Annotated in this window: 23 protein-coding genes; 9 read left to right on the top strand and 14 right to left on the bottom strand. The window is 48.5% G+C overall.

Features of this window, described 5'->3' with window-relative positions:
- The 9 genes from IKG78_RS07810 to IKG78_RS07770 form a co-directional block, all read right to left on the bottom strand.
- Window positions 1-132 (bottom strand): site-2 protease family protein (locus IKG78_RS07810; RefSeq protein ID WP_290941944.1); only part of this gene is annotated, 132 nt, incomplete at its 3' end.
- A gap of 210 nt (window positions 133-342) precedes the next feature.
- Window positions 343-2,388 carry a glycoside hydrolase family 9 protein gene (locus IKG78_RS07805; RefSeq protein ID WP_290941940.1) on the bottom strand — a complete coding sequence of 682 codons (2,046 nt, stop codon included), beginning with the start codon at window positions 2,386-2,388 and terminating at the stop codon, window positions 343-345.
- 397 nt (window positions 2,389-2,785) lie between these two features.
- Window positions 2,786-4,648 carry a glycoside hydrolase family 9 protein gene (locus IKG78_RS07800; protein WP_290941937.1) on the bottom strand — a complete coding sequence of 621 codons (1,863 nt, stop codon included), beginning with the start codon at window positions 4,646-4,648 and terminating at the stop codon, window positions 2,786-2,788.
- Between the two features lie 99 nt (window positions 4,649-4,747).
- Window positions 4,748-6,049 carry an alpha/beta hydrolase gene (locus tag IKG78_RS07795; protein ID WP_290941933.1) on the bottom strand — a complete coding sequence of 434 codons (1,302 nt, stop codon included), beginning with the start codon at window positions 6,047-6,049 and terminating at the stop codon, window positions 4,748-4,750.
- 135 nt (window positions 6,050-6,184) lie between these two features.
- On the bottom strand, window positions 6,185-6,661 hold the full coding sequence (locus IKG78_RS07790; RefSeq protein WP_290941929.1) for a GDYXXLXY domain-containing protein: 477 nt from the start codon (window positions 6,659-6,661) through the stop codon (window positions 6,185-6,187).
- Window positions 6,658-7,626, bottom strand: coding sequence for a DUF4401 domain-containing protein (locus IKG78_RS07785; protein WP_290941925.1), 969 nt, complete (start codon window positions 7,624-7,626; stop codon window positions 6,658-6,660). Before IKG78_RS07785 ends, IKG78_RS07790 begins: the two co-directional genes overlap by 4 nt.
- Complete coding sequence (locus IKG78_RS07780; protein WP_290941922.1) at window positions 7,616-8,563, bottom strand: DUF2157 domain-containing protein; 948 nt, start codon at window positions 8,561-8,563, stop codon at window positions 7,616-7,618. Before IKG78_RS07780 ends, IKG78_RS07785 begins: the two co-directional genes overlap by 11 nt.
- 253 nt (window positions 8,564-8,816) lie before the next feature.
- Complete coding sequence (locus tag IKG78_RS07775; protein WP_290941919.1) at window positions 8,817-9,578, bottom strand: fibrobacter succinogenes major paralogous domain-containing protein; 762 nt, start codon at window positions 9,576-9,578, stop codon at window positions 8,817-8,819.
- 4 nt (window positions 9,579-9,582) lie between these two features.
- Window positions 9,583-10,737 (bottom strand): 1-deoxy-D-xylulose-5-phosphate reductoisomerase, encoded by a 1,155-nt coding sequence (locus tag IKG78_RS07770; protein WP_290941916.1) that lies wholly within the window; start codon window positions 10,735-10,737, stop codon window positions 9,583-9,585.
- 232 nt (window positions 10,738-10,969) lie between these two features.
- Between IKG78_RS07770 and IKG78_RS07765 the strand changes: the two genes are divergently transcribed.
- Together IKG78_RS07765 and IKG78_RS07760 are read left to right on the top strand one after the other, a co-directional pair.
- Window positions 10,970-12,994, top strand: coding sequence for an SUMF1/EgtB/PvdO family nonheme iron enzyme (locus tag IKG78_RS07765; RefSeq protein ID WP_290941912.1), 2,025 nt, complete (start codon window positions 10,970-10,972; stop codon window positions 12,992-12,994).
- Window positions 12,995-14,221 carry a histidine phosphatase family protein gene (locus IKG78_RS07760; RefSeq protein WP_290941909.1) on the top strand — a complete coding sequence of 409 codons (1,227 nt, stop codon included), beginning with the start codon at window positions 12,995-12,997 and terminating at the stop codon, window positions 14,219-14,221.
- Window positions 14,222-14,314: 93 nt separating this feature from the next.
- On the opposite strand, the gene IKG78_RS07755 is transcribed toward IKG78_RS07760, so the two are convergent.
- From IKG78_RS07755 to frr, 3 genes are read right to left on the bottom strand one after another with little or no spacing between them, the layout of a single operon-like run.
- Window positions 14,315-15,193: a phosphatidate cytidylyltransferase gene (locus tag IKG78_RS07755; protein ID WP_290941906.1), complete on the bottom strand. Its 879-nt coding sequence runs from the start codon at window positions 15,191-15,193 to the stop codon at window positions 14,315-14,317.
- A complete protein-coding gene (locus IKG78_RS07750) occupies window positions 15,186-15,896 on the bottom strand; it encodes an isoprenyl transferase (RefSeq protein ID WP_290941903.1) in 711 nt (236 codons plus the stop codon). The genes IKG78_RS07755 and IKG78_RS07750 overlap by 8 nt, the downstream gene beginning before the upstream one ends.
- 12 nt (window positions 15,897-15,908) lie before the next feature.
- Window positions 15,909-16,442 (bottom strand): ribosome recycling factor, encoded by a 534-nt coding sequence (gene frr / locus IKG78_RS07745; RefSeq protein WP_173388163.1) that lies wholly within the window; start codon window positions 16,440-16,442, stop codon window positions 15,909-15,911.
- Window positions 16,443-16,859: 417 nt separating this feature from the next.
- On the opposite strand from frr, the gene IKG78_RS07740 reads away from it, so the two are divergent.
- From IKG78_RS07740 to IKG78_RS07720, 5 genes are all read left to right on the top strand, one after another.
- A complete protein-coding gene (locus IKG78_RS07740) occupies window positions 16,860-17,447 on the top strand; it encodes a TetR/AcrR family transcriptional regulator (RefSeq protein ID WP_290941900.1) in 588 nt (195 codons plus the stop codon).
- Complete coding sequence (locus IKG78_RS07735; RefSeq protein ID WP_290941897.1) at window positions 17,444-17,977, top strand: GNAT family N-acetyltransferase; 534 nt, start codon at window positions 17,444-17,446, stop codon at window positions 17,975-17,977. The genes IKG78_RS07740 and IKG78_RS07735 overlap by 4 nt, the downstream gene beginning before the upstream one ends.
- Before the next feature lie 49 nt (window positions 17,978-18,026).
- Window positions 18,027-18,650, top strand: coding sequence for a CatA-like O-acetyltransferase, family 2 (locus IKG78_RS07730; RefSeq protein ID WP_290941894.1), 624 nt, complete (start codon window positions 18,027-18,029; stop codon window positions 18,648-18,650).
- Between the two features lie 39 nt (window positions 18,651-18,689).
- A complete protein-coding gene (locus IKG78_RS07725; RefSeq protein WP_290941891.1) occupies window positions 18,690-19,379 on the top strand; it encodes an aspartate/glutamate racemase family protein in 690 nt (229 codons plus the stop codon).
- Between the two features lie 219 nt (window positions 19,380-19,598).
- The gene (locus IKG78_RS07720) at window positions 19,599-20,381 is read left to right on the top strand and encodes a hypothetical protein (RefSeq protein ID WP_290941887.1); all 783 of its coding nucleotides are present in this window, start codon (window positions 19,599-19,601) and stop codon (window positions 20,379-20,381) included.
- Window positions 20,382-20,494: 113 nt separating this feature from the next.
- Here IKG78_RS07720 and pyrH read toward each other — a convergent pair whose 3' ends face one another.
- A complete protein-coding gene (gene pyrH, locus IKG78_RS07715; RefSeq protein ID WP_290941884.1) occupies window positions 20,495-21,199 on the bottom strand; it encodes a UMP kinase in 705 nt (234 codons plus the stop codon).
- A 242-nt stretch (window positions 21,200-21,441) separates the two neighbouring features.
- Here pyrH and IKG78_RS07710 point away from each other — a divergent pair, with 242 nt between their 5' ends.
- Entirely contained in the window at window positions 21,442-23,661 is a 2,220-nt protein-coding gene (locus tag IKG78_RS07710) for a M6 family metalloprotease domain-containing protein (protein ID WP_290941880.1), read from the top strand.
- 131 nt (window positions 23,662-23,792) lie between these two features.
- A complete protein-coding gene (locus tag IKG78_RS07705; RefSeq protein ID WP_290941876.1) occupies window positions 23,793-24,272 on the top strand; it encodes an isoprenylcysteine carboxylmethyltransferase family protein in 480 nt (159 codons plus the stop codon).
- Window positions 24,273-24,683: 411 nt separating this feature from the next.
- Here the strand turns inward: IKG78_RS07705 and IKG78_RS07700 are convergent, their stop codons facing one another.
- Window positions 24,684-25,088, bottom strand: coding sequence for a GNAT family N-acetyltransferase (locus IKG78_RS07700; protein WP_290941873.1), 405 nt, complete (start codon window positions 25,086-25,088; stop codon window positions 24,684-24,686).
- Window positions 25,089-25,503: the final 415 nt, after the last annotated feature.

Here is a 25,503-nt window from a genome sequence, read left to right as displayed (position 1 = left end):
GCGGAAAAGCTTTTTGCCAAAGCCGACCGAGAACGTATTCACTTTGACTTTATTCCACTTGGCAACGATAAAATGCCCCAGTTCGTGGATTGTCACAAGAAAACTCAGAGCCAAAAGCCCCAAAACAAACATCAACAAATTGTTCAATATACTCGATACCATATTAACAATGTAGTAAATATAATCTCACGCGATGTAATGCAAATAGAACTGTGTAAGGCCTCCGCGGGCATGACAATCCAATCCCGTTCCGCAACGGAGTGCAAGAAGACAAAAAAGAAAACTTCCCGCTGTGGGAAGTTTCTTTGTGATTGGAGGAGTGTTTTATTGAATGAATATTGACTACTTGATTCTATGGCCTTTCAAGTCAAAGCGTTTGCCGTTCTTTTCGACGAAAAGTTTCTGGTCATCGAAGCGGAGGCGCGGTTCATATTTTGGCATCTTGGCTTGCACCGGAGCGTGGAGCGCTTCTGTAGCCGAGCTAGATCCTTCGACGTGCCCAGAGCCATTGGAACTAGAGGAAGCCGCGGATGAAGAACTTGCAGCAGGAGACGTTGCGGAACTAGAGTTTCCGACAAGCTCAGTGACCGATGAGGAACTAGAGACGTTCACCGCCGAAGAACTAGAAGCGATTGAAGAACTGCTGCTTTGCGCAGAAGAACTGGATGCAGGCACGTCCTGTTTTGCGACTCCAGCAACAGCAAATTCGGGAGCGTAGCCAGCATTGATTGCTTCGAGAGCACCGGCAAGATATGCCAGCGGAGCATTCCAGTTGATAGCGACTTCGTTCGTCGCATAGCTGCAACGCTGATCGGTGTAAGCCGTAGCGGCCTGACCCGTTCTGTAATCATCGCATTTCCACTCCGCTTTAGAGCCAACGTCTTCGCCGCCCGGCTGCGGGCCGCCTACGAGCATTCCCGGAACCGGTTCTTCTACGTTATCAGAAGTACTCGGGCGGTGGTGTGGCATTTTCGGAGATTTCGTGCCGTAACCTGTTACAAACGACATATCGAGCGGATTTTTGCCCAAGAGATAATCGAGAGCCTTGACGGCAGCCTTGTAATACTTCTGTTCGCCAGTGAGGTAATAAGCGTGCAACAGCCAAACGCCCTGATTTGCAGCAGTAGAATTGGAACCCCAGACAAAGTCATCCTTTGCCATGACTACACCAAAACCTTTTTCGGCACGGTTGACAAAATTATCGGCAGTACCCAAAATTTTCTGTTTGGCTTCGTTCGCATCACCGCCAAATTGTGTCTGGTGTGTCGCCTTTTCGTAAGTGGCAAGACCCGTAACGTCACCCCAATACGAGACGTATTCCGAAGAGCCGGATTGCTTGTAAGAAGCATCGCCCGTCGTGATGAAAAGTTCCGTACCTGCAAGGATTTTTTCGTCGTTCGGATTGTCGTTTTCATACGCACCTGTCGAAACATCCGACGGATTCGCCAAATAATTGCGACTCGGGTTCTGCTGGCCCCAAGCGAAAGCCTTCTTGGCGGCTTCGAGGCACTTGGAGGCATACGTTGCATCGAACGGCTTGTAAATGCGAGAAGCCATTGCCATGATTGCAGCAAAATCAAACGTGCCTGCTGTACTCTTGCCAATAACGTAAAGCTTAGAGTTGTCTTGTGCCGGCATCACGTCGCCCGGAAAACCGAGGGATGTGAGTTTGTGATAAACGCCACCGTCTGCGGCTTGCATGGTGAGCATCCAGTCAAGATTGTACTTGATTTCGGCAAGCAAATCCGGGAGTGAGCCTTCGGCGGGGATATTCCACTTGAGCGTTTTGAAGTAAGCCGGGAAGTGTTCGTAAAGCGAAAGGAGCGTGTAAGTCGTAATGCCCGAATTCACGATATAGCGGCCATAGTCACCGGCATCGTACCAGCCCTTGCTCGAATTGATCGTACCCGACGCACCTGTAGAATTGTGGAGTTCTGCGGTCGGATTCGTGTGGCCCGCGGCACGCGCCCACTTGCCAGCGTACTGTTCTTCGAGAGCCATGGAAGCACGCTGGTAATAAAACCACTTGACAGACGCCTTGACGATTTCTTCGTACGTCTGCGATTTCACGACGAGATCGGAACGGAGTACGCTGCCATTCACTTTAATGCTGTACTTGCCTGCTTCGGAGAGCTTCGAAAAATCGACGAGTTGCACATTCTGACCGCTTGCATCCCAGAAAGATGCCGCCTTCGGCGTGACAGAAAGCACCACCTGCCCCGCAGAATTGACAAAATCCACATTGCCGTTCGCATCAACGAGAGCGAGTTCCTTGAAATCCCCCGGACGATAACCGATTTGGTTGATGTAGGCCGTCGCTGCAATTGCTGGGGTCGCGACGATAGCGGCAAGTGCCACAAGCTTTAACGCATAATTTTTCACAAACATCCTCACTTAAAAAAGTGCATTACCATAACCCCATATAATATAGAGCCGTTTGAAGATATTTTCCACCCATGCGAACGTTTCTTAGAGCAAAAGTGTATCAAGTGTTTTAGCAGAAATGAAACCGCCCCGGCACCGTTCAGTACCCACTTTGTCACCCCGGACTCTGCGATGCACTGAGCAATGTCGAAGTGTTCCGGGGCCAACTTACACGGTTCTTTTCACTGTTACTGCTCTGGATTCTATCGCTTCGCTCCAGAATGACAGATACGGGGCACGGAGGCCGAGGTGACATGGAGAAAGTTCACTCAAGATGAGTTAATGCTACGAAAAACGGCACCCCGATGGAGAGCCGCTTTGGATTCTATGCATTTGGAATTTTTAAGGTAGGTATAAATTTTTACTTGATGAGATGACCTTTCAAATCAAAGCGTTTGCCGTTCTTTTCGATAAAGACTTTCTGGTCGGCAAAGCGGAGGCGAATTTCTTTGTCCGCCGTGGCATGATTTCTTGTAGCCAAAGGCTTGAGCGATGATGTTCCGCCCTTTGCCACGCCTTCAACAGCGAACGACGGAGCGTAACCGGCATTCAAAGCTTCAAGTGCACCGGCGAGGTAAGCAAATGGAGCATTCCAGTTGATAGCCACTTCGTTTGTCGCATAGCTGCAACGGTCGTCGATGTAAGATGTGGCTGGCAGTTTTTCTCCACGATACTCCTTGCATTCCCAAGTCTTCGTTCCGATGTCTTCACCACCCGGCTGCGGACCACCCACAACCATGCCAGGAACAGGAGGTTCCACATTGTCAGCGGTACTCGGACGATGGTGCGGCAAAAGCGGAGACTTTGTACCGAATCCTGTTACGAACGACATATCAAGAGGATTCTTTCCCAGCAAATAGTCCATCACCTTCTTTGCGGCTTCGTAATACTTCTGATCGCCCGTCACGTAGTAAGCATGAAGCAGGAACACGCCCTGATTGCCAGCCACAGCATTCGAACCCCAGACAAAGTCTTCGTTCGACATCACGACACCAAAACCCCTTGTAGCACCAGATGCAAATTCTTTTGCAAAATCCGTAAGCATCGTTTTCGCCGTCGCTGCTTCGGCACCCATTTCCGTCGGATGGCTAGCAGCACCATACACAGCCAAGCCATACATTTCTGGCCAAGCAGGAACAATACTCGCCTCATTTGCGTTCAATGTCGGCTTGTAAGATGCGTCACCTGTCGAAATGAAAAGTTCCATTTGGGCAAAAACCATCTCGTCATCCAATTTACCGTCGCTATACGTGCCTGAATTTACACCCATCGGATTATTGAATATAACTTTTGGATTTTTCTCAGCCCAAGCGTAGGCTTTCTTGGCTGCTTCCAGGCACTTCGTCGCATACGCTTCGTCAAACGGTTTATACACACGGTAAGCAGCCGCCATCACGCCAGCAAAATCCAGAGTCGCCGCCGAGCCTTTGCCGATAACATAAAGTTTATCCTTGTCCTGAGCCGGCATCACATCACCCGGGAACTGGAGCGTCGTGAGTTTATGATAAACCATTCCGTCTTCGGCTTGCATGGTCAGCATCCAATCTAAGTTGTACTTAATTTCGGCCAGCAAGTCCGGAAGATTTCCTTCGGCAGGGATATTCCACTTGAACGTCTTGAAGTAATCCGGGAAATGTTCGTAAAGCGAAAGGAGCGTGTAAGTCGTGATGCCCGAGTTCACAATGTAGCGGCCATAGTCGCCCGCATCGTACCAGCCTTTGCTCGATTCGATTGTTCCCGAACCGCCCGTAGAATTATGAAGCGAAACAGTCGCATTCGTATGGCCCGCATCGCGTTTCCACTGGCCGGCATACTGCTCTTCGAGAGCCATGGACGCACGCTGGTAATAGTACCACTTGAGCGAAGCCTTTGCGACATCTTCAAAAACCTTGTCCGCAATTTTCAAATCCGAGCGGAGAACCTGGCCTCCCTGCTTGATGCTGTACGTGCCAGGGGTCTTCAATTCCGAGAAATCGACGAGCTGTACGCTCTGACCGCTAGGACTCCACTTCGAAGCGGCCTTCGGCGTCACCGTGAGCACCGTCTTTCCGGCGGCATCCACGATTTCGATATCGCCAGACCCCTCAAACAACGTGAATTCCTTCGGATCCGTCGTGCGGTAACCGACCTGGTTGATATAGGCCGTTGCCGCAGACGCAGACGACGCAAGCGAAAGCGACGCCACCGCGATTGACATGTACTGTTTCAAGCCGAACTTGGACATAAGACACTCCTATTTGTATTCACCTAACATAATCTATGTTTTAAAAAAAAGATTGCCCAACTTTTATTGGACAATCTGGTTACAACTGTACCCAATGCATTATTTCCGCACAAATCGAATGATTTTCGTCACACCCGAAGGCGACTCCGCCATAATCCCGTAAATTCCAGGTGGTAAAGATGACAAGTCCAATTCCTTGCGGAAAACACCGCTAAATTTGCGAGAGCCGTTGACAGCGATGATCGTATAACGGAATGCGCCTTCCATTCCTCGAACAAACAAATGATTCCCGCGAATTTCTATATCGAAAAATTTGGCAAATTTTGGTATAAGACCTATCGTCGTATCCTTCACGGTGGTATCCTTTACCGTAGTGTCTTTTTTAGACGTATCTACGACCGCAGTGTCCTTCTTCGAAGTGTCCGCCACCGTTGTATCTGGAGCCTTTGCCGCCTTGGCCTCACGAGCTTTATCTAGGAAGGCGACCGCCTTGCTCAAATTCTCGGACGAGTTCATCTTGTCGCCACCATGGGAACCTCCCGACACCTTGACAAATTCTGTTACCACATTGTGGTGCTTGAGGGAATCGTAAAGTTCCTGACTCTGTTCGATGTTCACGACGTTATCGGACGTGCCATGGAACATGATAACCGGCGGGTCGTCGTCGCTTGCATAATAGGGCGAACTCGCGACCATCCACTTGTCCTTATTGCCTTCGCGTTCGACACCGATAAAAGCACCTTCCATTGTGCCAGAGCCACCCATGCTGATGGGATTCATCGTATAAATATCGGTCGGAGGAGACCAGAGCACGGCACCGTCAACACAGCTGCTGAACGATGTAAATTCGCCGAGATCGCCGACCAAATCGACTGTCACCGAGCCGGACTTGCCCTCTTTCAAACCGCAAGTCGTCGCCGTAAGGCTCGAAAGGTGACCGCCCGAAGAGAACCCGGACACGGCCACAAAATTCGTGTCAAACTTGTACTTGGCCGCATTGCCGCGAACAAAACGCACCACGGCCTTGATGTCGTGCAGCTGGGCCGGGTACTTGGCATCATTTGCAGCACGGTGGTTCGGGGTCACGACCGCATAGCCCGCCTTGACATAGGCTGCACAGATGGTGCTCAAGTCCGCAGAACCTTTCATGTTATTGCTGCTCCAGGCGCTGCCGTAAGTGTGGATGACCACCGGATACGATTCCTTAGCTTCCTTGGGAACGTAGATATCCAGCGTATGGTAGGGCTTTCCATCGCCAACGTAGTTCACATCGGCTGTTTTATCGGAATTCGGAACGCCGCCGCTCCCTTGCGGGCCCCCGAAACCGCCGCCAAAACCCCCGCCAAATTGGGCAAACGAAAGAACAGCGGTTACTCCAACCGCTACCATTATTTTTTTCATACACACTCCAATCAAGAACGTTTCTGAAATTAGGAACGTTTTATATCAATTTAAACTCAAAACAAATTCAAAGCTTTAATGTAAACTATTTTTTATTGTTGTATTTTACAACCGGAGTCACTTTTCAACAACTCCCTACTCAATCAAACGCCCATTTTCATCGCATAATCCTACGAGTATGCTGTTGCCATCGGAATCTACTTTTAGCAAGCCATATTTGGCATTTTCGAATTTTTTAGCAGAACCTTCTTGAAAAAAGTAGTTGTCCGCTCCGACACTCAATCTTCCCGAATTCCTCTTATAACGGATTATAAACTCCCCGTCATTTACATCCTTATCATCTTGGATGCGTACAAACTCAGCCACCCGGTCACCATCCACTTTTACCACGATGTAGCCGGATTTAGATTTGTAGCCAATCTCACGCATTATCTCATAATCCAACGCCATATAGTCGCCCTGCATAAGCGAGCGGGGGTCAACAGGCGCGAGACGTAACAAAATTTCAGTGCCTTTGGCAATCAGCGTTTCTTTTTGCATCACGGAAAAGGCAAAGAACGCGAGTACCAATATCAGATTGGCGGCTAGTACAATTTTATATTTTTTGCTCATTTGGTTACACGTTTAATAAAGTAAAACATCAGCAGGAATAACGCACCCGAAGCCATCAGCAGATACGACTTGTTTATCAGCAACATATCTAAATCGTAATAGAAGAATGATATTCCGCAAATAAACGCTGCAGAAAAAATAACCAGACATACATAGTCGAGAATCAAAAACGACAAAAGCATCCCCACAATCGGAAACGCCATCGCAGGATACACAGCCGTAGATGCACAACATAACAGAGCAAGTACATACCCCTCAATCAACCTTCGGCCCGTAACATATTTACGCAACAAGATACAGGCAATAACGAAACCGATTATTGCAAAGACTATTGCAAAAGCAGTATTATCTCTGTGAATAAACCATAAAAGCGCTACTGATACCACGGCGGTCGCAAACCTGATGGTTTTCAAATCGTCTTTAATCCCTATTGAGGCAAACCAATTATCTCTGATGGTGGCGGCAAATATGCCCATATAAACTACGATAATTGCAAAACAGGACATTTCGATATTGCCATCTTTCATGGCACGGCCAGAGCGCAAAAGGTCAAAATAAGAGAAGCTAATGAGCGGCAGTACTACCGAAGCATAACAAAGCAGCATCTGCCGGCACAAATGGATTTTGCTCAGCGCAAATGATAAAAGGGCTGCAACAAATTGCAACACTAGAGTTAGCGTCAAGTGATGATCACCAGCAACATACCCGAATGCAAACCCGACGATAAACAACGGATACGCCACCAACAGCGATTGTACATCTTTGTTGTCAGACCCATCGTCTCGTGCAATTACAATCGCAAAAGCAATCGCAACGATCGACAACACCCCATATACAAACACATTGCCTCGCACAGCAAGTGCCACCATGCTCGTCAACAGCGATGCAATGATTGTTCCGCCTATGCCCATCACTATCAGCAAGGGCCAAGGCAAATGTTTGGATTTACGGCTGTTATCTTCCATTATCATTCACCGATTGATTTGTTGACGTTTCAGATTTTTCCTGTTTCCACTTTTTGTATTGCTCTACAATAGCGAACGTTGATCCCACCAAGGCGGCTGCACTCAGCATCAAGTGGAGTAATAGTCCGCCAAATTCATATGTTAGACATCTGACAAAAACACATTCCAGCACACTCAACGCACCTATGAACAACATTGAATATAGCCATATATTCTTTTGCCTCAGCGAACACCATATTGTTGCTACAGTTACAACAAAAGCCATCAAAAGATTAAGCACAGCTACTACGGCATGACGCATACCCGCTTCATTAAGAATTACAAAACACACTACGCACACCGCCATACCGAATTCTATTGTAAACAAAATACTTGTAAACCACGATGGCGGAGCAGACAAATTAGGCAGATATTTTGGAGCAAAAACAAAAAACGCAATCCACGCCGCACCGTAGAGCATAAGCACCGTCAGATACCAACGATTGTCGGGAAACAGAGGTATCACGCCCATCGACACAAGAGCAATAAAAATCGCCCAAAGCGGATAGAAATCAGTGGCATACACCCATACTAAGATGCAGCATGCCCATGTGAGGAAAAATACATAAGAGTCGGCCGTGGTCTGATAAACCTGTCCGAATATAGCCCAAAACACGCCCACAAGCCCACTCAGAACAGATACCGCAATTTTGCGAGTGAAATCGCTCATTTTCACTTTTATTGCCACAGCAAAAACCGCAAGGATCAACGCGACGGCGATGCCCATTTTCACCCAACGGTGCATCAGCTCCCAGTTGTAGGCAAAAAAGAAAATTATGCCCGCCAACATCAACCCTGAGCCTAACGTCAGCGTAAATGCCTGCACGAATCGCAGCCACGCTTTAGCATCGGCGGTTTTAGGCTTGTCGCTCCCTAGTAATGTAATCGAATCGTCCATATTTGATAGTCTTTTTGAATTTTCTTTTAAAGATATATCTTTTTCGTGGAAAAATTCATTTTCGTAAAAAAAAACAGGCCCCGGCACTAAGGCCGGGGTGACAATGCGTTCGTTGTCATGCCGGCCGGAGCCTGTCCTGAGCGTAGTCGAAGGATGCCGGCATCGGTTGTTCCGTATAAAAAACTGGCCCCGGAATAAATCCGGGGTGACATTCTCTAGGTGTACGTTTAGGTTCGTAGCACTAATTGATTTTTTAAAGTTCGTTCTTGACGCAGCGAACCGGAAAAGCTAAACGAGTATCAAATCCCGCAACTTCTGCCTTATTTTCCTCACTAAACAGGAAAAGACCATATGCACTCGAGAAGAAGTCTTCTGTAGCAGTCCACAAGTCTCCATAAGAACCCAGTTGTCCATAAGATCCATCACTTCCTCGGCTTCCAGAAGGAACTGCAGAAAAACCAAAATCATCCGTGCCATTAGGGTCATGAACAATCGTTTTCCATCCCGTCGTGCTCTTAAGTTTTTTTCCAGCAATGGATTTTCCGCCAACAGTTTCAAGCAACGTTTCAAATTCCTCTTTAGAAGGAAGATGCCATCCTGAAGGACAAACACCAAGCACAGGATATGTGGGCGTACAATCCCACACTTCATGGCCACATCCCTTGCCATTTTCACTATACAATCCGGCACTGTCCATAGCCGCAGACCATTTATAAAGACGACCATATTTGGTACAGTTGTCTTTTTTATCCTCATAGCAATAGCTATCTGGCGATTCAAAGTTCAGATTCTGGGCCATCCATACCTGATTACCAATAGTGACCATCTTGTAAACCTGGCCATCACGGGAATCGACAAAAGACCCGTCAGGAACGCTGGAAACGGCACTGCTACTAGATCTATCGGAAACAAACGAAGAAGAAGTTCCCTCATTTATGACAGGATTGCTCGAATCATCGCCACAGGCCGTAAAAACAGCGGCGCCAAATAAAGCAAAGTACAACAGATATTTCATCAGTTTATTTCCTTATGAGAAAATCTTCCGTCATGCGGCGGGCTTCCTTGTCTGCTTCGAGAACTTGTTCCAAGGAAAGATGGCCTGTGACGTTCGGGGCCTTTTCCATCACCATTTCCACGTACTTCGGGATGTCCGTGAACTTGAGGTTCCCTTTGAGGAAGCGATCGACGAGGACTTCGTTTGCGGCATTCATCATCGCAGGAACGATACCGCCACGGCGGCCAGCGTCAAATGCGAGTGCCAAGCAACGGAACTTGTTAAAGTCCGGCTCAAAGAACGTGAGCTTTGCAAGCGTCGGCAAGTCGAGGCGTTTGGTTTCGAGCTTGAGGCGGTCGGGCCACGTGAGCGCCACCTGAATTGGGATTCGCATGTCGGGAGCACCGAGCTGGGCCATCAAGGAACCGTCGCGGAACTGCACGAGCGAATGCACCATCGACTGCGGGTGAACAACGACTTTAATCTGTTCGTAAGGAATGTGGAACAAAAAGTGAGCTTCGAGCACTTCGAGGCCCTTGTTCATCATGGACGCTGAATCAATCGTAATCTTCTTGCCCATGCTCCACACCGGATGATTCAAAGCGTCAGCGACAGTGATGTTTTCAAACTTTTCGATAGGCCATTCACGGAACGGGCCGCCCGAAGCCGTGATTTCAAGGAATTCCACTTCGGATTCACGCTTGCCACCTTCGAGGCACTGGAAAATAGCACTGTGCTCGGAGTCAATCGGCGTGATGAAGGACTTCGGATTTTCTGCAAGTTTGTCCCAAATAACAGGGCCTGCCATCACCATCGTTTCTTTATTCGCAAGAGCCACGTGCTTGCCATGTTCGATTGCAGTAATCGTAGGGAGGCAGCCCACAGCACCCATCAAGGCGTTGATGATAATGTCCGCTTTCGGGTCGGCAGCGAGTTCGCAAAGACCGTCCATACCGGCAAGGACCTTCTTGCCGAGCACACTTTCAAGTTCTTTCGCGGCAGCTTCGTTGAACATGCATACACGCTCTACGTTGTACTTACGAACAATTTCTGCAACTTTTTGAACGCTGCTATTGGCAGCCACGGCATAAAGGTTAAAGATATCGGAATGCTGCTGGATGACATCGACGCTAGAAGTTCCGATAGAACCGGTCGCACCCAAGAGAACTACATTTTTCATTTCAAAACCTCGAAAAAATTACTTGCTTTTTTTAAAAGATAGAATAATAAAGAACTCCGCCAAGGATTAAAGCACAAAACCAAGAACTCTATTAATATGAAATAAACCTTGGCGAATCCATATATATGCTACGGGAAAAGTAAAGAAACGATTACATGATTTTATATTCCTTTCTAAATTTTTTAGATATATATTTTAATTGGGTTAGGTTTGTTGCTCGAAGGAGGTGCTTATGCGCATACTTTCCTCGGGTGTAATCGCTGCGTGTTGTTGCGCAGTGGGGATGTTTTGGAGCTGCTCGGATTCTTCTAGTAATGACGTTTCCGGGCCAGAAATCAATCTTTCATCTGTAGCTGTCGATTCGGCTTCGTCTGGAGCAAGTTCTGCTTCGAATGACAATCCGTCAAATGGTAGTTCCGCTGGAAACAGCGGTGCAAACTTGTCGTCGGGAAACGGGGCGACATCGGCTACGTCTCCAGGAACTTCGTCTGTCGCTTCGGCGACAACTTCCACAGATTCGCATGCAACTTCCGCGGGGACTCAGCCGGAATCATCCAGCAGGCGTTCGCACAGAAGTTCCTCTTCGATGACAGAGCAAGGCAAATCCTCAACAGTACAGAGCACCTCCAGCTCAAGCGCCACTTCTTTTGTCTATACCTCGCCTGCAAATTTCGCCGATACAGTCAGCGGAGTCGCTTTCAACATGGTCTATGTGGCTGGCGGCACTTACACGCGCGGCTGCGACAATTGTGCAGAGCAGGATAAGATTTACGAAACGCCATCGCATAAAGTAACAGTTGACGAATACCATATCGCACCGACCGAAGTGACGATAGCCCAATGGAACGCCGTCATGGGCGGAAAAAAGAATGCCTGGGAATCGGACAAGGCTCCCAAAATTGGAGTCAGCTGGTTCGATGCCAACAACTTCGCCTGCAAACTAGGGCAAAAGACAGGGCGCCAATACCGTTTGCTCTCTGACGCCGAATGGGAATTTGCGGCACGTGGCGGCAAAGACGGCGTTGCGGACAACTTTAAATTTTCGGGCAGCAACAACGTCGATGACGTAGCGTGGTATTCCGAAAACAGCGGGGGAAAATCGCACGATGTCGCGACCAAGAAGCCGAACAAGCTCGGGCTTTACGACATGAGCGGAAACTCCTGGGAATGGGTCTATGACTGGCTCGTGGGCTACACTTCGGGCGACAAGGTGAACCCGGTACAGCTCACGGGAAGCGGCAACAAGACGCGAAGAGGCGGGAGTTACGGTGAACCCGCTGAATTTGCACGCGTGAGCCGCAGGGCCATCCGCAGCCGTGATGGAGCCGCCGATATGGGATTTCGAATCGGAGCTTCTACAAAGCTCCTGCCGGGAATGGTCAGCCCTTGCGAAGCGGCAAACCCCTCTGCAGCAGTTTGCGAAGGCGACAAGAACCGCGACTGCCGCCTGATTACCGCCGCAGACGAGGCATGGATTAGCGACGACTACACCGTCGTCATCGGCGAAGACGGAACCGCCGCCGTATCTGGATTCCCAAACGTTTCCGGGCAGTGGTACACCTTGAACAACCGCAGTTTCAACGTTGTTACCAGAAGCGGCACAAAGACATACGCCTATTACGTGTTCAGCGAAGACGAACTCACGATGATTAGCGATGACGGCATTCCGTACCGTTTGTACAGGCGTGCCGCAAGCGAAGCTAAAAACAAAGTAAGCCTCCCGACAGTAAGCAGTCCTAAAACCTTGCAGCAACTGCTTGCTGCCGTGGAGCCAGAACGAATCGTCACCGACGAGCAGCTCGCACACCCCGACACGAGCGTTCGCGATCCGCGAATCGCAGCCGCAAGCGGTTACACCTGGTTCTTCGATGGCCGTTGCTGCGGCGGAAACCACAAGTACCGTTTCCATCTGGACAAGAGCGGAGACGCAGAATTCGTCGTGATGGACTACGATGACACCCACCACGAGAACATTCTCGCCAAAGGACGCTGGTTCACCGTCGGTAACATCGGCCTACACATCGTCTTAAACGGCAAGTACTTCAACTACCTCTATACGGCAGGCGAACGCACCATGAGCTACAGCGAATACATGCCGGCAGGCCCCATTTTCTGCCACATTTCGTTCCAGAGCTACGAACGCGGCGACTTCCGCATTTTCAACAAGACTTTATTCGATGACAAAGTAAAACGCCCACGCGGATTCAACGGAGAAAATCCTGTCTATGAAGCTGGCGACTACCAGTGGGGTTCGTAAATGCGCCATCCAGCCCCACTGTTCGCTGCCTCGGCATGCCTAGCGTTTATCGTGTCGTGCGGAGACTCCTCAAACACACTCGTTTCGCCGCACGACACGATTTCTGAACAAAATTCAAGTTCTAGCGAGAATAACGCGACACAGTCTTATTCAAGCGCAGGGACTTCAGAACACCATTCCAGTTCTGCATCATCACACCAAGCAGGATCCAGCAACGCAGCATCATCGTCAAGTTCCGCTGTTCTTGCGGTATCGTCGTGTTCCGCAAAAGCCCCCGACTTGCAAGTCTCCAGCTCTTCGCGGAGCAGCCATCGGCGTTCTTCGTCATCGACCCGAAATCCGAGTTCGTCTGCACGCACGCCGACATCGTCACAACAGAAAACGGCCACATCTTCTTCGCAACCATCCGCAATTGACGCAGGCTCTTCCAGCTCCGCAAATCCGCCGCCAGCGTCGTCCGCTACGCAGGCCGCCAACATTTCACTCGACGAAAACGGATTCGCAACTGTCGCCGATGTTTACAAGAGCCTTGCCGCAGACGAAAAAGCGGTATTCATCATCCGGCATTCCGAACGCGAGGACAACGTCGCCATCGAAACGGAACTCACCGCAAACGGAGTCAAGATGGCACAAGACTTGGGCGCAACACTCAAAAGCGACGAGGAATTCAGCTACATCACCTCGGGATTCGTGCGTACTAACGAAACTGCAAATAACATTTCAAAAGGGCGTGGCGAAGCAAACCTCCCGAAGCTCATCACCAACTACGACATCACCGGGAACTGGTTTTTGAAAATTTCAGCGGATTCGCTCGCCCAATACGCGACCCAGCTCAACATGAAAGGCAGTTCCGTCGAACTCATGGGCCACTGGGCTTACGAAGGCGGCTACCCCGACGCACTTTATGAACTTGAGCCACGTGCCGAAGAATTCATGCAGAAAGTCATTCTCAAGAACTTATCCAAATGGAAACGCGTAAGCATCATGGTCTCGCACGACATTTTGGTGATGCCGCTAGCCGTATTCGGTTCCAATAAAAAAGTAGCCCTCAAATATCACGAAGACTACCATTGGATAAACTACATTGCTGGGCTTGCCATCATTGTCGATGCACAGAACAACTTGCGTTACATTCCCGTGAAAGGCGCCGAATCAGGCGTTATCGACTACCTCGCCCTTTACCGAAAAGAACACGGGATAACGAACCCTAAAATTCCAAATATATAATTCCTTATCACCTGTGCTCCTCCAAATAAAGCCCCCTGCGCAAGCAAGGGGCTTTTCAGTTCAATATTATTTTGCCTTATGCAATTTCTGAAATTACAGACTCTTCAAAAAATCCATGAACAGGTACAAAGCAGGAGCCGCCAAGAGGAACGAATCGCAACGGTCGAGCACGCCGCCGTGGCCTACGAATAAATTTCCAGAATCTTTGGTACCGCTCCAACGCTTGAGCGCAGACATCAAGAGGTCGCCCACCTGGCCAGCCACCGTCAAAAGGAGCCCGATCACAATCGCGGTCACCCAAGTGAGTTCCACCTCGAACGAAGCGAGAGACGCACTGCACTTGACCCAGTATGCAACCCATGCAACCGTCGCAATGGAACCTGCAATGCTACCTTCCCACGTCTTTTTGGGGCTGATGCTCGGTGCAAACAAATGGCGACCGAACGGACCTTTGCCTGCAGCGAACTTTCCGAAGAAGTAAGCGACAGTATCGCAAAGCCAGCACGAAGTCATCACCAAGATGAACGGATAGCAATGCTCAAAGCCTTGACCGTTGCCCATCATGAGCACGTTCATGCCGCCCCAAAGCCCCACGTAAAGCGGAGCGCCGAGCTGCATCACAAGCCACGGGAACAAGTGATCAATTTCGACCTTTGCAAAAGCAACGCCGATGTAAATCGCGAAAATAGCCATGAACGTCATGCCGACAACGTAAGGCACCGCCGGGAGTCCAAAGTAACCGCCCTTGGAAAGCGCCCATGCGAGCGTCAATGCAAGCGACGACGCAAACGACAAATAGCGCATGTCCGGCCCTTTGTACATCTTGGATGCCATGATGGCCCATTCCCAAGCGCCAACGCCACCCAAAAAGCACATAAGCCCGATGCGGCTAAAATCGTTGAACCACAATAAAGCAAAAACAATTGGAATAGCGACAAACGCCGTTATCAATCGCTGAGCAAGATTACTCATGCAACACCTTCCCAAAACGTCTTTCGCGGGTGTTGAAAAATTCGACAGCCTTCATGAATTCTTCCTTGGTGAAGTCCGGCCAGAGCGTGTTCGTCACATAGAACTCGCTGTACGCGGCTTGCCAAAGCAAGTAGTTCGAAAGGCGGAATTCTCCACCGGTGCGGATCACCAAATCCGGATCGGGAGCACCCTTCAAATAAAGATTTTTTGCAAATAAAGTTTCGTCAATATCTTCGGCCTTGAGCGTGCCCGCTGCAACCTGGGTCGCAATGGAACGTGCCGCATCTACAATCTCTTGCCTGCCACCGTAAGAAATGGCAAGGTTCAACTGCATGCCTGTATTGTTCGCCGTAATATCAATTGCGGACTGGAGGCTTGCACGCGGCTTTTCGGGCAAACGGTTCATGTTGCCAATCACCGTAAGCTTCACGTTCTTTTCCATCAGGTCGGGAATTTCTTTCACCACCATCTCGATAAGGAGGTTCATCAAGTAGTCCACTTCCTTGGAAGGGCGGCCCCAGTTCTCGGAACTGAAAACATACAACGTCATGTGTTCGAGCTTGAGGTTTACGCCCACCTCGACCGCATCAATCGTCGATTCCGTCCCCTTGCGGTGACCCAAAAAACGCTCCAAACCGCGACTACGAGCCCAACGCCCGTTGCCGTCCATAATGATGGCGACATGTCTAAGTTGATTTGCCACGCAAACCCCGAACTACACCTTGAGGATGTCTGCTTCCTTTTCGGCGAGCAGACGGTCGATTTCAGCGATGGCCTTGTCAGTCGCCTTCTGGATTTCGTCCTGCTGCTTCTTGACTTCGTCTTCCGGCAAGTCCTTGTTCTTCTTGATAGCGTCGTTCGCATCGCGGCGGATGTTGCGGATAGCCACGCGGCCATCTTCGGCATGCTTGCGGGCAAGCTTTGCAAGTTCCTTGCGGCGTTCCGTCGTGAGGATCGGGAGCGTCACGCGGATGCAGTTGCCATCCTTCATCGGGGTAAGGCCGATGTTTGCGGCGAGAATAGCCTTGTCAATTGCATCGACGAGCTGCTTTTCCCACGGAGTCACGAGGAGCATACGCGGTTCAGGCACAGAAATCTTTGCCACTTGGGAAATCGGGGTCGGGGTGCCGTAGTAGTCGATACGCACGCCGTTGAGGATGGCAGGACTTGCCTGGCCAGCACGGATCTTGGAAAATTCACGTTCGGTGGCCTCAATGGCCTTGTCCATCTTTTCAGAATATTCAGACATAGTAGTAAACAGTGGTTAGTGGTTAGTAAAACAGTTGTTAATGGTTTGCGAAGGATATTCAATTACGGAATACACCCACTCAGTGTCATCCTGAGCAAAGGGCGAAGCCCGGAGTCGAAGGATCCCTAGCTTTTGTTATACGCTTTGAAATATAGGTAAAAAAAATCTGGAAAATAACAACAAATCGTTTAGGGAACAAATTTTTACACCTTGTTTTCTTGACAAACCTAAGCATACGAAAAATGGGGAAAATGCAAAGGAAAAAATTAATATTTCTCCCGTTATAAAGACCAAAAAATCAAATGCACTGCAAAAATGGCTATTTGACAGGCTAACGTTCATTAGCTATCATTGGGTCAATATCAGGCTAATGTTTATTAGCCAAATCCAATTAACAAATCACCTTGCGGAAACCGCATGACATCTACGAAAGAAAAAATTTTAGAAACAGCCCTGACGCTATTCGCCGAGAACGGATTCGACGGGACCAGCATGGAGCAGATTGCACAGAATGTGGGCATCAAAGCGCCATCGCTTTACAAGCACTTCAAGGGCAAAGAAGACATTTTAAATTCGTTGATTGACGCGGCAGAAGCCCGTTACGAAGAAAACTTCGGTTCCGATAAAAAAATCGGCAAGTTGCCCGAAAACATCGATGAATTTTTACGCACGACCACAGAAAGAATACGTTTTACAATAAACGACCCCATCATCCGAAAAATGCGAATATTCTTGGTACAAGAACAATTCCGTAATGAACGCCTTGCCGAAATCACAACACGCCACCAAATGGACGGCATTCAAAAAATGTACCAGAAGATTATAGAAGATCTGATGAACAAGGGGCTATTCCAAAAAGACGACCCCGCCTTGCTTGCCATGGAACTCATCGCCCCCGTAACGGTTCTCGTTTCAAAAGCAGACCGCCAGCCCAAAAGCAAAAAAGAAGCATTGAAGCTCATCGAAAAGCACGTTAAACACTTTGTCGAAATTTACAAGAAATGATGGAAACAGATAGATTTTTACTGCGCCCGTGGCACGAAAGCGATGCCGAAGCTTTGTTCAAGTACGCATCCGACCCAGATGTCGGGCCGCGTGCAGGCTGGCCACCACACAAATCCGTAGAAGAAAGTTTGCAAATTATCCGCACAATTTTTGGCGGTGATCACATGTGGGCTATCGAGCTGAAAGAGACGGGTGAACCCATCGGTTGCATCGGCTACCTGCTCAAAGGCGAAAGCAACATCGACATCGGCGAGAACGAAGCCGAAGCCGGTTACTGGATTGCAAAACCTTACTGGAACAAAGGAATTTGTACTGAAGCTTTGAAGTTGATGATAGACTATTGCTTCAATGAAAAGCACATTGATGTTCTTTGGAGCGACTTTTTCATCGACAATCCTGCCTCCGGTCGCGTGATGGAAAAATGCGGATTCCGCGAAACCGGAGAAATGCGCTACTGCGAAAATCTTTATGGCGGTAGCAAGCGCCCCGTGAAAGTGATGAAACTGGACCACGCCGAACAAAAGACATGACGCAGCAAACCAAATATATCAAAATAAAAATTTTCAACAACAGTTCATTATGGCAAAAGAAATCGATCCGAAAAGCACAAGCAGAGCAAAAGCATTTGAGTTTTGGATGCAAGCTCCAAATCCGATGGTAACATTTTTCAAATCGTTGAACGTCACAAGACTCGTGAAGGTTAGCAAGAAGCGTGCTTTAAAATTCAACATGCTTATGGATTACTGCATCGGCAAAGCTGCATCAAGCGTTAAGGTGTTTTATATGCTCCCAGTCAACGGCAAGCTCATGCAATACGATTCGATCGCAGTGAATACAATCGTGAAAAACGACGAAGGCGAAGTCAGCTCTTGCGACATTCCGTATTCCGAAGATTTGGCGACATTCAACCGCGATTACCTCAAATACACAAAAATCGTAGCGGAAAGTTGCCAGGATTGGGACTTGTCCGAGAACAGCATGGTCATTGGCACATCGGCTATTATCGATACGGAAATCGACGGTGCCGTCGGAATGAATTCCGGTATTTTCAACAACCCCTTCATGATTTGGGGGCGTTACAGGAAGCGACTTTTCCGCTATGAATTGCCGGTTTCGTTCCAGTTCCACCACACGCAAATGGACGGAGCTCACGCCGGGAAGTTCCTCGCGAACTTGCAAAAAACAATCGATGAATTGCGATAAAAAACGACTATGATTATGGATTTATAAAAGGAACGTAAAATGAAAACTATCGGACTTATCGGTGGAATGAGCTGGGAAAGCACCATCACCTATTACGAAATCCTGAACAAAGAAATTGCGAAAGCACTTGGCGGATTCCATAGTGCAAAAATCATGATGTACAATGTGGATTTTGCTGAACTCGAAGCGAACATGTTGAGCGGCAACTGGGACGGAAACGCCAAGATTCTTTCGGATGCGGCAAAACGCCTCGAAATCGCTGGTGCCGACTTTATCGTTATCGCCACGAATACCATGCACAAGCTCGTCCCGCAAATCGAAAAAGAAATCCGCATCCCGATTCTCCACATTGCCGATGCGACCGCGAACAGCATCAAGCGTGACAACATCAAGAAAGTCGCCCTCCTTGGCACCAAATTCACGATGACACAAGACTTCATCAAAAACCGCCTCATAGACGCAGGCCTCGAAGTCATGATACCCGACGCCCAAGATATCGAACTCATAAACAATGTCATTTTCAACGAACTCTGTCTCGGCAAAATTCTCGATTCATCCCGCAAGGAATACCAGAGAATCATTGCAGAAATGAAAAAACGCGGTGCTGAAGGCGTGATTCTCGGCTGCACCGAAATTGGCATGCTTATCAGCGCAAAAGATAGCGAGCTCCCCACCTACGACACGACCATTATCCATGCGACTGAAGCCGCGAAGATGGCTCTGGAATAGACAACTCTAGAATAAATCGGGACAAAACGGCCTTCGCAGAAATGCGAGGGCTTCTTTTTTTTGACGATTTTTGCAAAAAAAGACACTTTTTCAAAAAAAATTAACTAAGCGTCAGCATTTGTCACATGGGATTTGTATATTTAGTTTTAGATTTATGCATGTATTTACATTTATGCATAGAAATGCGATAGTATAAAGGACATTAACAGGAGATTCCTTATGGCAATCATTTTCGACGACAAAAAACCAATTAGCGACTACCTCAAAAAGCCAGACATTCATCCCGAATCGTTCGCATCGCTATACAAGCGCCAGAATGCCGGTTTGAAACTGATCAGCGACGAAATGGAACAAGAAAATAAAGAGCAAGAGGAATTGGCGAAGCTTAACGAAAAAAGATTTGAACGCAAAAAAAAGCTGCTGTTCGACAACCTCGACCTCATCTTTAGACACAAGGACGAAATCCTCGAAACACCGCGATACGCCAATATCGACGTGCACTACGCCATCAAAGGTGGCGGATGCTATATCGGCCCCATCTCGACTGCGAAACAGTACCATTTTGCAGGCACCCTCGTGAACATCAATTTCAAGCTAGGTTCGCTCCTCGAATTATGGGACAACGAGCAATTCAAGATTCCGTGCAAATGCGGTGGCACAGCGGTCATCTACTATTTTTCGGGTTCCCCGCTTTCGGGCGGATCAATCGCGGCATCAATTTGCCCCCACTGCAAAGAACAAATTCACAACATTAGAAACCGCAGCTTCGGCAATTACATGGGACATTTGCTCCTCAAGCTATACGAAAACACTGAAAAAGTTGCAAAGAGCATTACCGCCAAATGGACGCTTGCCGAATTGGAATACGAGAAAAAAGTTTCCGAAGGTCATTCGCCAATCTGGTACGGAAAGGGCGCGGAATTTCACGGTGATGGGGAAAGTTGCAACCTAGAAACAATGATTAACGAGTTGCAGCTGAAAGAATTTGCCCAACAACAGTAACGCCGTTCCAAATATGGTTCTTGAATAAAAAAAGCCCGGCCAACGCCGAGCTGGACTAGTTCGTCTCGAATGCAGGCATCGGTCTAAACTAATACCTACACCCTATCGCCTAATTAGCAGTGGACGAGCGTACCGAGGTCGCCTTCGATCGCAGCTCGCGTGAGGTTGCCCTTTTCCATCTTGAACACGAAGATGGGCATGTTGTTTTCCATGCAGAGGGCGACTGCTGCCGTGTCCATGACCTTGAGGCCGCGGGAAATGACTTCCTTGTAGCTGATATCGTCGAAGCGGGTGGCGGTCGGATCCTTGACCGGGTCGGCGGTGTAGATGCCATCGACCTTGGTGGCCTTCATGATCACGTCACATTCGCTTTCGATGGCGCGGAGAGCGGCGCAGCTGTCCGTCGTGAAGAACGGATTGCCTGTACCAGCGGAGAAAATGACCACGGAGCCAGCGGACAAAAGCTTGAGGGCTTTGCGGCGGTCGAAGAATTCGCAAACCGGTTCCATGCGGATAGCGGACATCACCACAGAATCCACACCCTGCTTGTCTAGAGCGTCTTGCATGGCAAGGCCGTTCATCACGGTGCCGAGCATTCCCATGGCATCGCCTTGGGCACGGTTCATGCCACCTGCAGAAGCGGAAATGCCGCGAACGAGGTTGCCGCCGCCAATCACGAGAGCGACTTGCACACCCTGCTTGACGATGGATGCAATTTCCGAAGCCATGTCGGAGAGGATAACGTTATCGATGCCGTGGCCCTTTTCGCCTGCGAGGGCTTCGCCACTGAGCTTGAGGAGAATGCGCTTGAATTTCATAGGTTTTAGGTTATAGGTTGTAGGTTTTAGGAATCGTCACTAGTTCCTTCGCGGTCGCCTAGAAAACGAGTCCTCGATTCACGTAAAAAATGTAATAAAAAAGCGGAAAGAGATTCCGCCCACCGATTTCCCAATATTCCATTCTCGCCACATAAGGCAATATCCATAGGTTTACTCGAAAAAAAATTACCACGTCTTGAAAAATTTATTATAGTTTTTGATGGTGACAAATGGAGGCGGATGTGAAATTTTTTCCGATAGCATTTCTTGTGATGACAGGTTTCGTTTGCAGCATGGCCGAACCCGCCAGTGACGAAACTTTCAATTTGAAGCAGCCCGACGGCAGCACCGTCGAGGTTCGTTTGGTGGGTGACGAGCGTTTTCACGTGTTTGAAACAGCTGACGGCTACATTCTGCAAAAAGATGTTCTTGGGTATTACGCCTATGCCGACGAATCAGGCGAGTCTTCCGGGATTTACGCTCGAAACGCCCATGAACGCAGTTCTTCGGATGCCCAGTTCTTGGCAAAGCTAGACCCAGATGCGATTTTCAAAAAGATGCTAGCAGAAGCGCCCGACGAAGATTTGCTGGATTACGGCCTCCCGAAATTCGCTTATCCAAGAATCCAAAGATTGCCCACTCCGAATCTCAAGCTCACTAAAGGAGACATTCGCGGAATTGTTGTTCTTGTACAATTCTCCGATGTGAAATTTGCAAGCGCAGACCCCAATGCCACATTTAGGGACTTTTTGAATAAAGAGGGATACAACGAAAATCATAACGTCGGTAGTGTCAGAGACTTCTTTATTACAAATTCCATGGGCGAATTCCGCCCGACTTTTGACGTATATGGCCCCATCACCGTTCCTGGAACGCGAGAATATTACGGCGGCAAATCACAAAGCGACAGAAACTACAATGGAGCGAGAGAGGCTTTTAAGCAAGCTGTAGATACGCTTATGAAGCGGGGCGAAGTTGATTTTTCGAAGTATGACAACGACAGCGACAAGGTCGTTGATTTCATCTATTTCATTTATGCAGGCATCGGTGCAAGCAGTTCGGGAGTCATCGAAACCATTTGGCCTCACGCCGGTTACATAGGCAATAAAAGTGTGGGAAACGGCTTACGCCTCAACCGTTACGCATGTTCAAATGAAATTAGCGGAAGCGCTTATAAAGTCGATAACCATACTACAAAAATGAACGGAATTGCAACATTTGCCCATGAATTCAGCCACGTTCTCGGTTTGCCGGACCTGTACGACCTGGGCGGAAAAAATCCTCGCAAGGTTCCCCATAGCTGGGACCTCATGTCAAACGGTTCGTATAACTGCCCTAGCAACTCGGACAACATAAAAAGTTGCGCTCCGCCGCTCTATTCTGCGTTCGAAAGAATGTCCGTAGGCTGGATGGCCGCTCCCATAGAACTCAACGTCAACGGGCCGGTGCGATTAGTCAAAATTGACAGCAACGTCGCGTACAGCGTTACCAATCCAGAAAACCCTAACGAGATGTTCCTGCTAGAATATAGGACTCGTAAAAAATGGGATTCAGGGCAAACTAATTCAGGAATGCTGATATGGCATATTGACTACGTCGCTTCTGTTTGGTCGAACAAGACTATCAATAATGACGGCGACCATATGCATGTCGATATCGAAGAGGCTTGGCCAGAAACAAGCAAATATGCTGCGGCATCGGATCCTTTCCCCGGTTCCAAAAAAGTAACCGAATTTAACAAGTTCATCTTTTGGAACGGACGCGACATGAATATCGCACTTTCCGACATTACGGAATCCGCGGACAGGGAATATGTCACCTTTAACGTGACCATGACTGTGACGTCGTCATCATCGGAGGAATCCTCCAGCTCGTCGGAATTGTCAAGTTCCTCTTCTGTTTCAAGTTCGTCTAGCATCGGGCAAGAATCTTCTTCGTCGGAACCGGTTTCAAGTTCTGCAGTCGCATCGTCCAGTAGCGAAATGGAACTTTCGAGTTCCGCAGAATTCTCCTCAAGTTCCGAAATTTCGTCCTCTTCGCAAATCGAATCTTCGAGCAGCGTCACGGAATTGTCGAGCTCTTCTGCCGTTTCAAGTTCGTCTAGCATCGAACAAGAATCTTCTTCGTCGGAATGGATTCTTTCGAGTTCCGAACAAGCGTCGTCTTCATCCGAAGAAATTTTGTCGAGTTCTTCTGAAGGTACGACTTTTGCCGCTCCGGTTGCGTCGCCGAACCGCGTTCAAGTCGCCATGCACGACGGGGTAATTCACATGTTTACACCAGTGCAAGGATTGAAAAACGTGAGGATATTCTCTCCCAACGGTCTGCTTTTGTACGAAAACGTTATGGACGGAACGGAATGTCAATTCGCTCTGCCGCGTCATTTGGGAAAACAGAACATCATACTCTCAGTCTCGCAGGGGAAAAAGAGTTTGTTCATGGGAATGATTATTAGCCGATAAACGGTAAAATGCCTGCTTATCCTTCCTTGCGTTATCCGAAAGCGAATGGCAAGGAGGGAAAATTTTATTTTGATGGAACAAATGAAATGATGCCCATGCAAAGTATGGGCTTTTAAACAGGGGAGGCTTTTGTGAAACGTTTAAGAGATTTTATTGGATATCTGTTGGGTGGGATTCTTTTTGTGATGCTCATTCCGACAATCATGTGGCATGCGTCGGGAATGCCTCAGTTGTGGCCTGTTGACACTTGGCGTTGTATCGTGGCGCCTGTCGTGATGCTTGCTGGCCTCGTGCTCAGCGTTTGGACAATCGTCTATATGCGCAGTCGCGGCAAGGGAAACCCGATGGATGCATTTGGACACGAAGTTGCCCCGCGTACAAAACACTTGATGGTCGAAGGCCCGTACAAGATTAACCGCAATCCGATGCTGACGGGAACATTAATTTATTTGATGGGCACTGCGGTGTGGCTGTGGAGTTGGCAAGCTTGTATCGTGTTCGTCGCTTTCTTTGCTATTATGATGGTCCAAGTGCTCAGCGAAGAAAAACGCCTCCGCCGTGATTTCGGCGAAGAATACGAAGAGTATTGCCGCCATTCCCGCCGGTTCTAATCACAGATATATTTCCCCTTGCTTTGTCATCCCGGACTCCGTTCCGGGGCCGGCATACACGACACCTATCGCATTGTCACCTCGGACACTGTTCCGGGGCCAGCATACATGCCACCTATCGCATTGTCATCTCGGACTCCGTTCCGGGGCCAGCATACACGACACCTATCGCATTGTCATCCCGGACTCCGTTCCGGGGCCGGCATACACGACACCTATCGCATTGTCACCTCGGACACTGTTCCGGGGCCAGCATACATGCCACCTATCGCATTGTCATCCCGGACTCCGTTCCGGGGCCAGCATACACGCCACCTATCGCATTGTCACCCCGTACTCTGCGATGCACTGAGCAATGTCGAAGTGTTCCGGGGCCAGCTTACACGATTTCAATTGCAGATACAGTTCTTTTTACGTCCACAAGCTCGTGATGAACATCGGGCTTGCATCGCTTGCTTTTTTGAATCCGCAGTGGGCGTAAAAATCCATCTCTTTGTCGTATGCCACGACGACGATACGCAAGTAGTCCTTGTATGTTTCCTTGATTTTTTCGACAAGAACTTTGCCGATACCTTTTCCTTGATATTCCGGGCGCACGAGCAAGTAATGAACGTATGCGTTCATGATGCCATCGTCCATCGCACAAATCATGCCAATGAGTTTGTCTCCATCCCACGCCGATACGACCGTCTTGAAGTTCTTCATCGCGATAACAAGTTTGTCTGGGAAATGTCCCGAAGACCATTCCACCGAAAGGAACAAGTCCTTTAAATCTTGTTCCGAAAAATCATGAATTGTTTTATATGTGATTGCCATAAAATAAACTATCTGTTGTAATCCCGTCGAAGTCGTTTATGCCATTAGACCTGAATTAAGGTTGGTGAGCCTGTCGAACCACCGAGCCGGGGAATAGAATTCATTAAATCTCCTTTAGCATTAAATATAGAATGTCATGGCAACCTCCAATTGATTTTGAATATTTATATTGTCATTGCGAGGGGTGAAGCCCCGTGGCAATCTATGAGTTTTTTAGATTGTGGCAACAAACTATATCGCAATGGATTGTACATGAACATTCTGATTCTCTCAGTATGCTAAAGCGGAAGAAATGAGACAAGATTAAAAAGAGGAAATCAAGCCGGAAGCCTTGATTATATTGGGTTTGCTTGTCTCATTTTACCCGATAAATGTGTGTTTTTTGATTTTGCCGTTTTTTCGTAAATTTCGCCAT

Source organism: Fibrobacter sp. (assembly GCF_017545445.1).
GTDB lineage: Bacteria > Fibrobacterota > Fibrobacteria > Fibrobacterales > Fibrobacteraceae > Fibrobacter.
The sequence above is the reverse complement of the archived record's forward strand: the minus strand, read 5'-3'. Positions and strand labels throughout refer to the sequence as shown.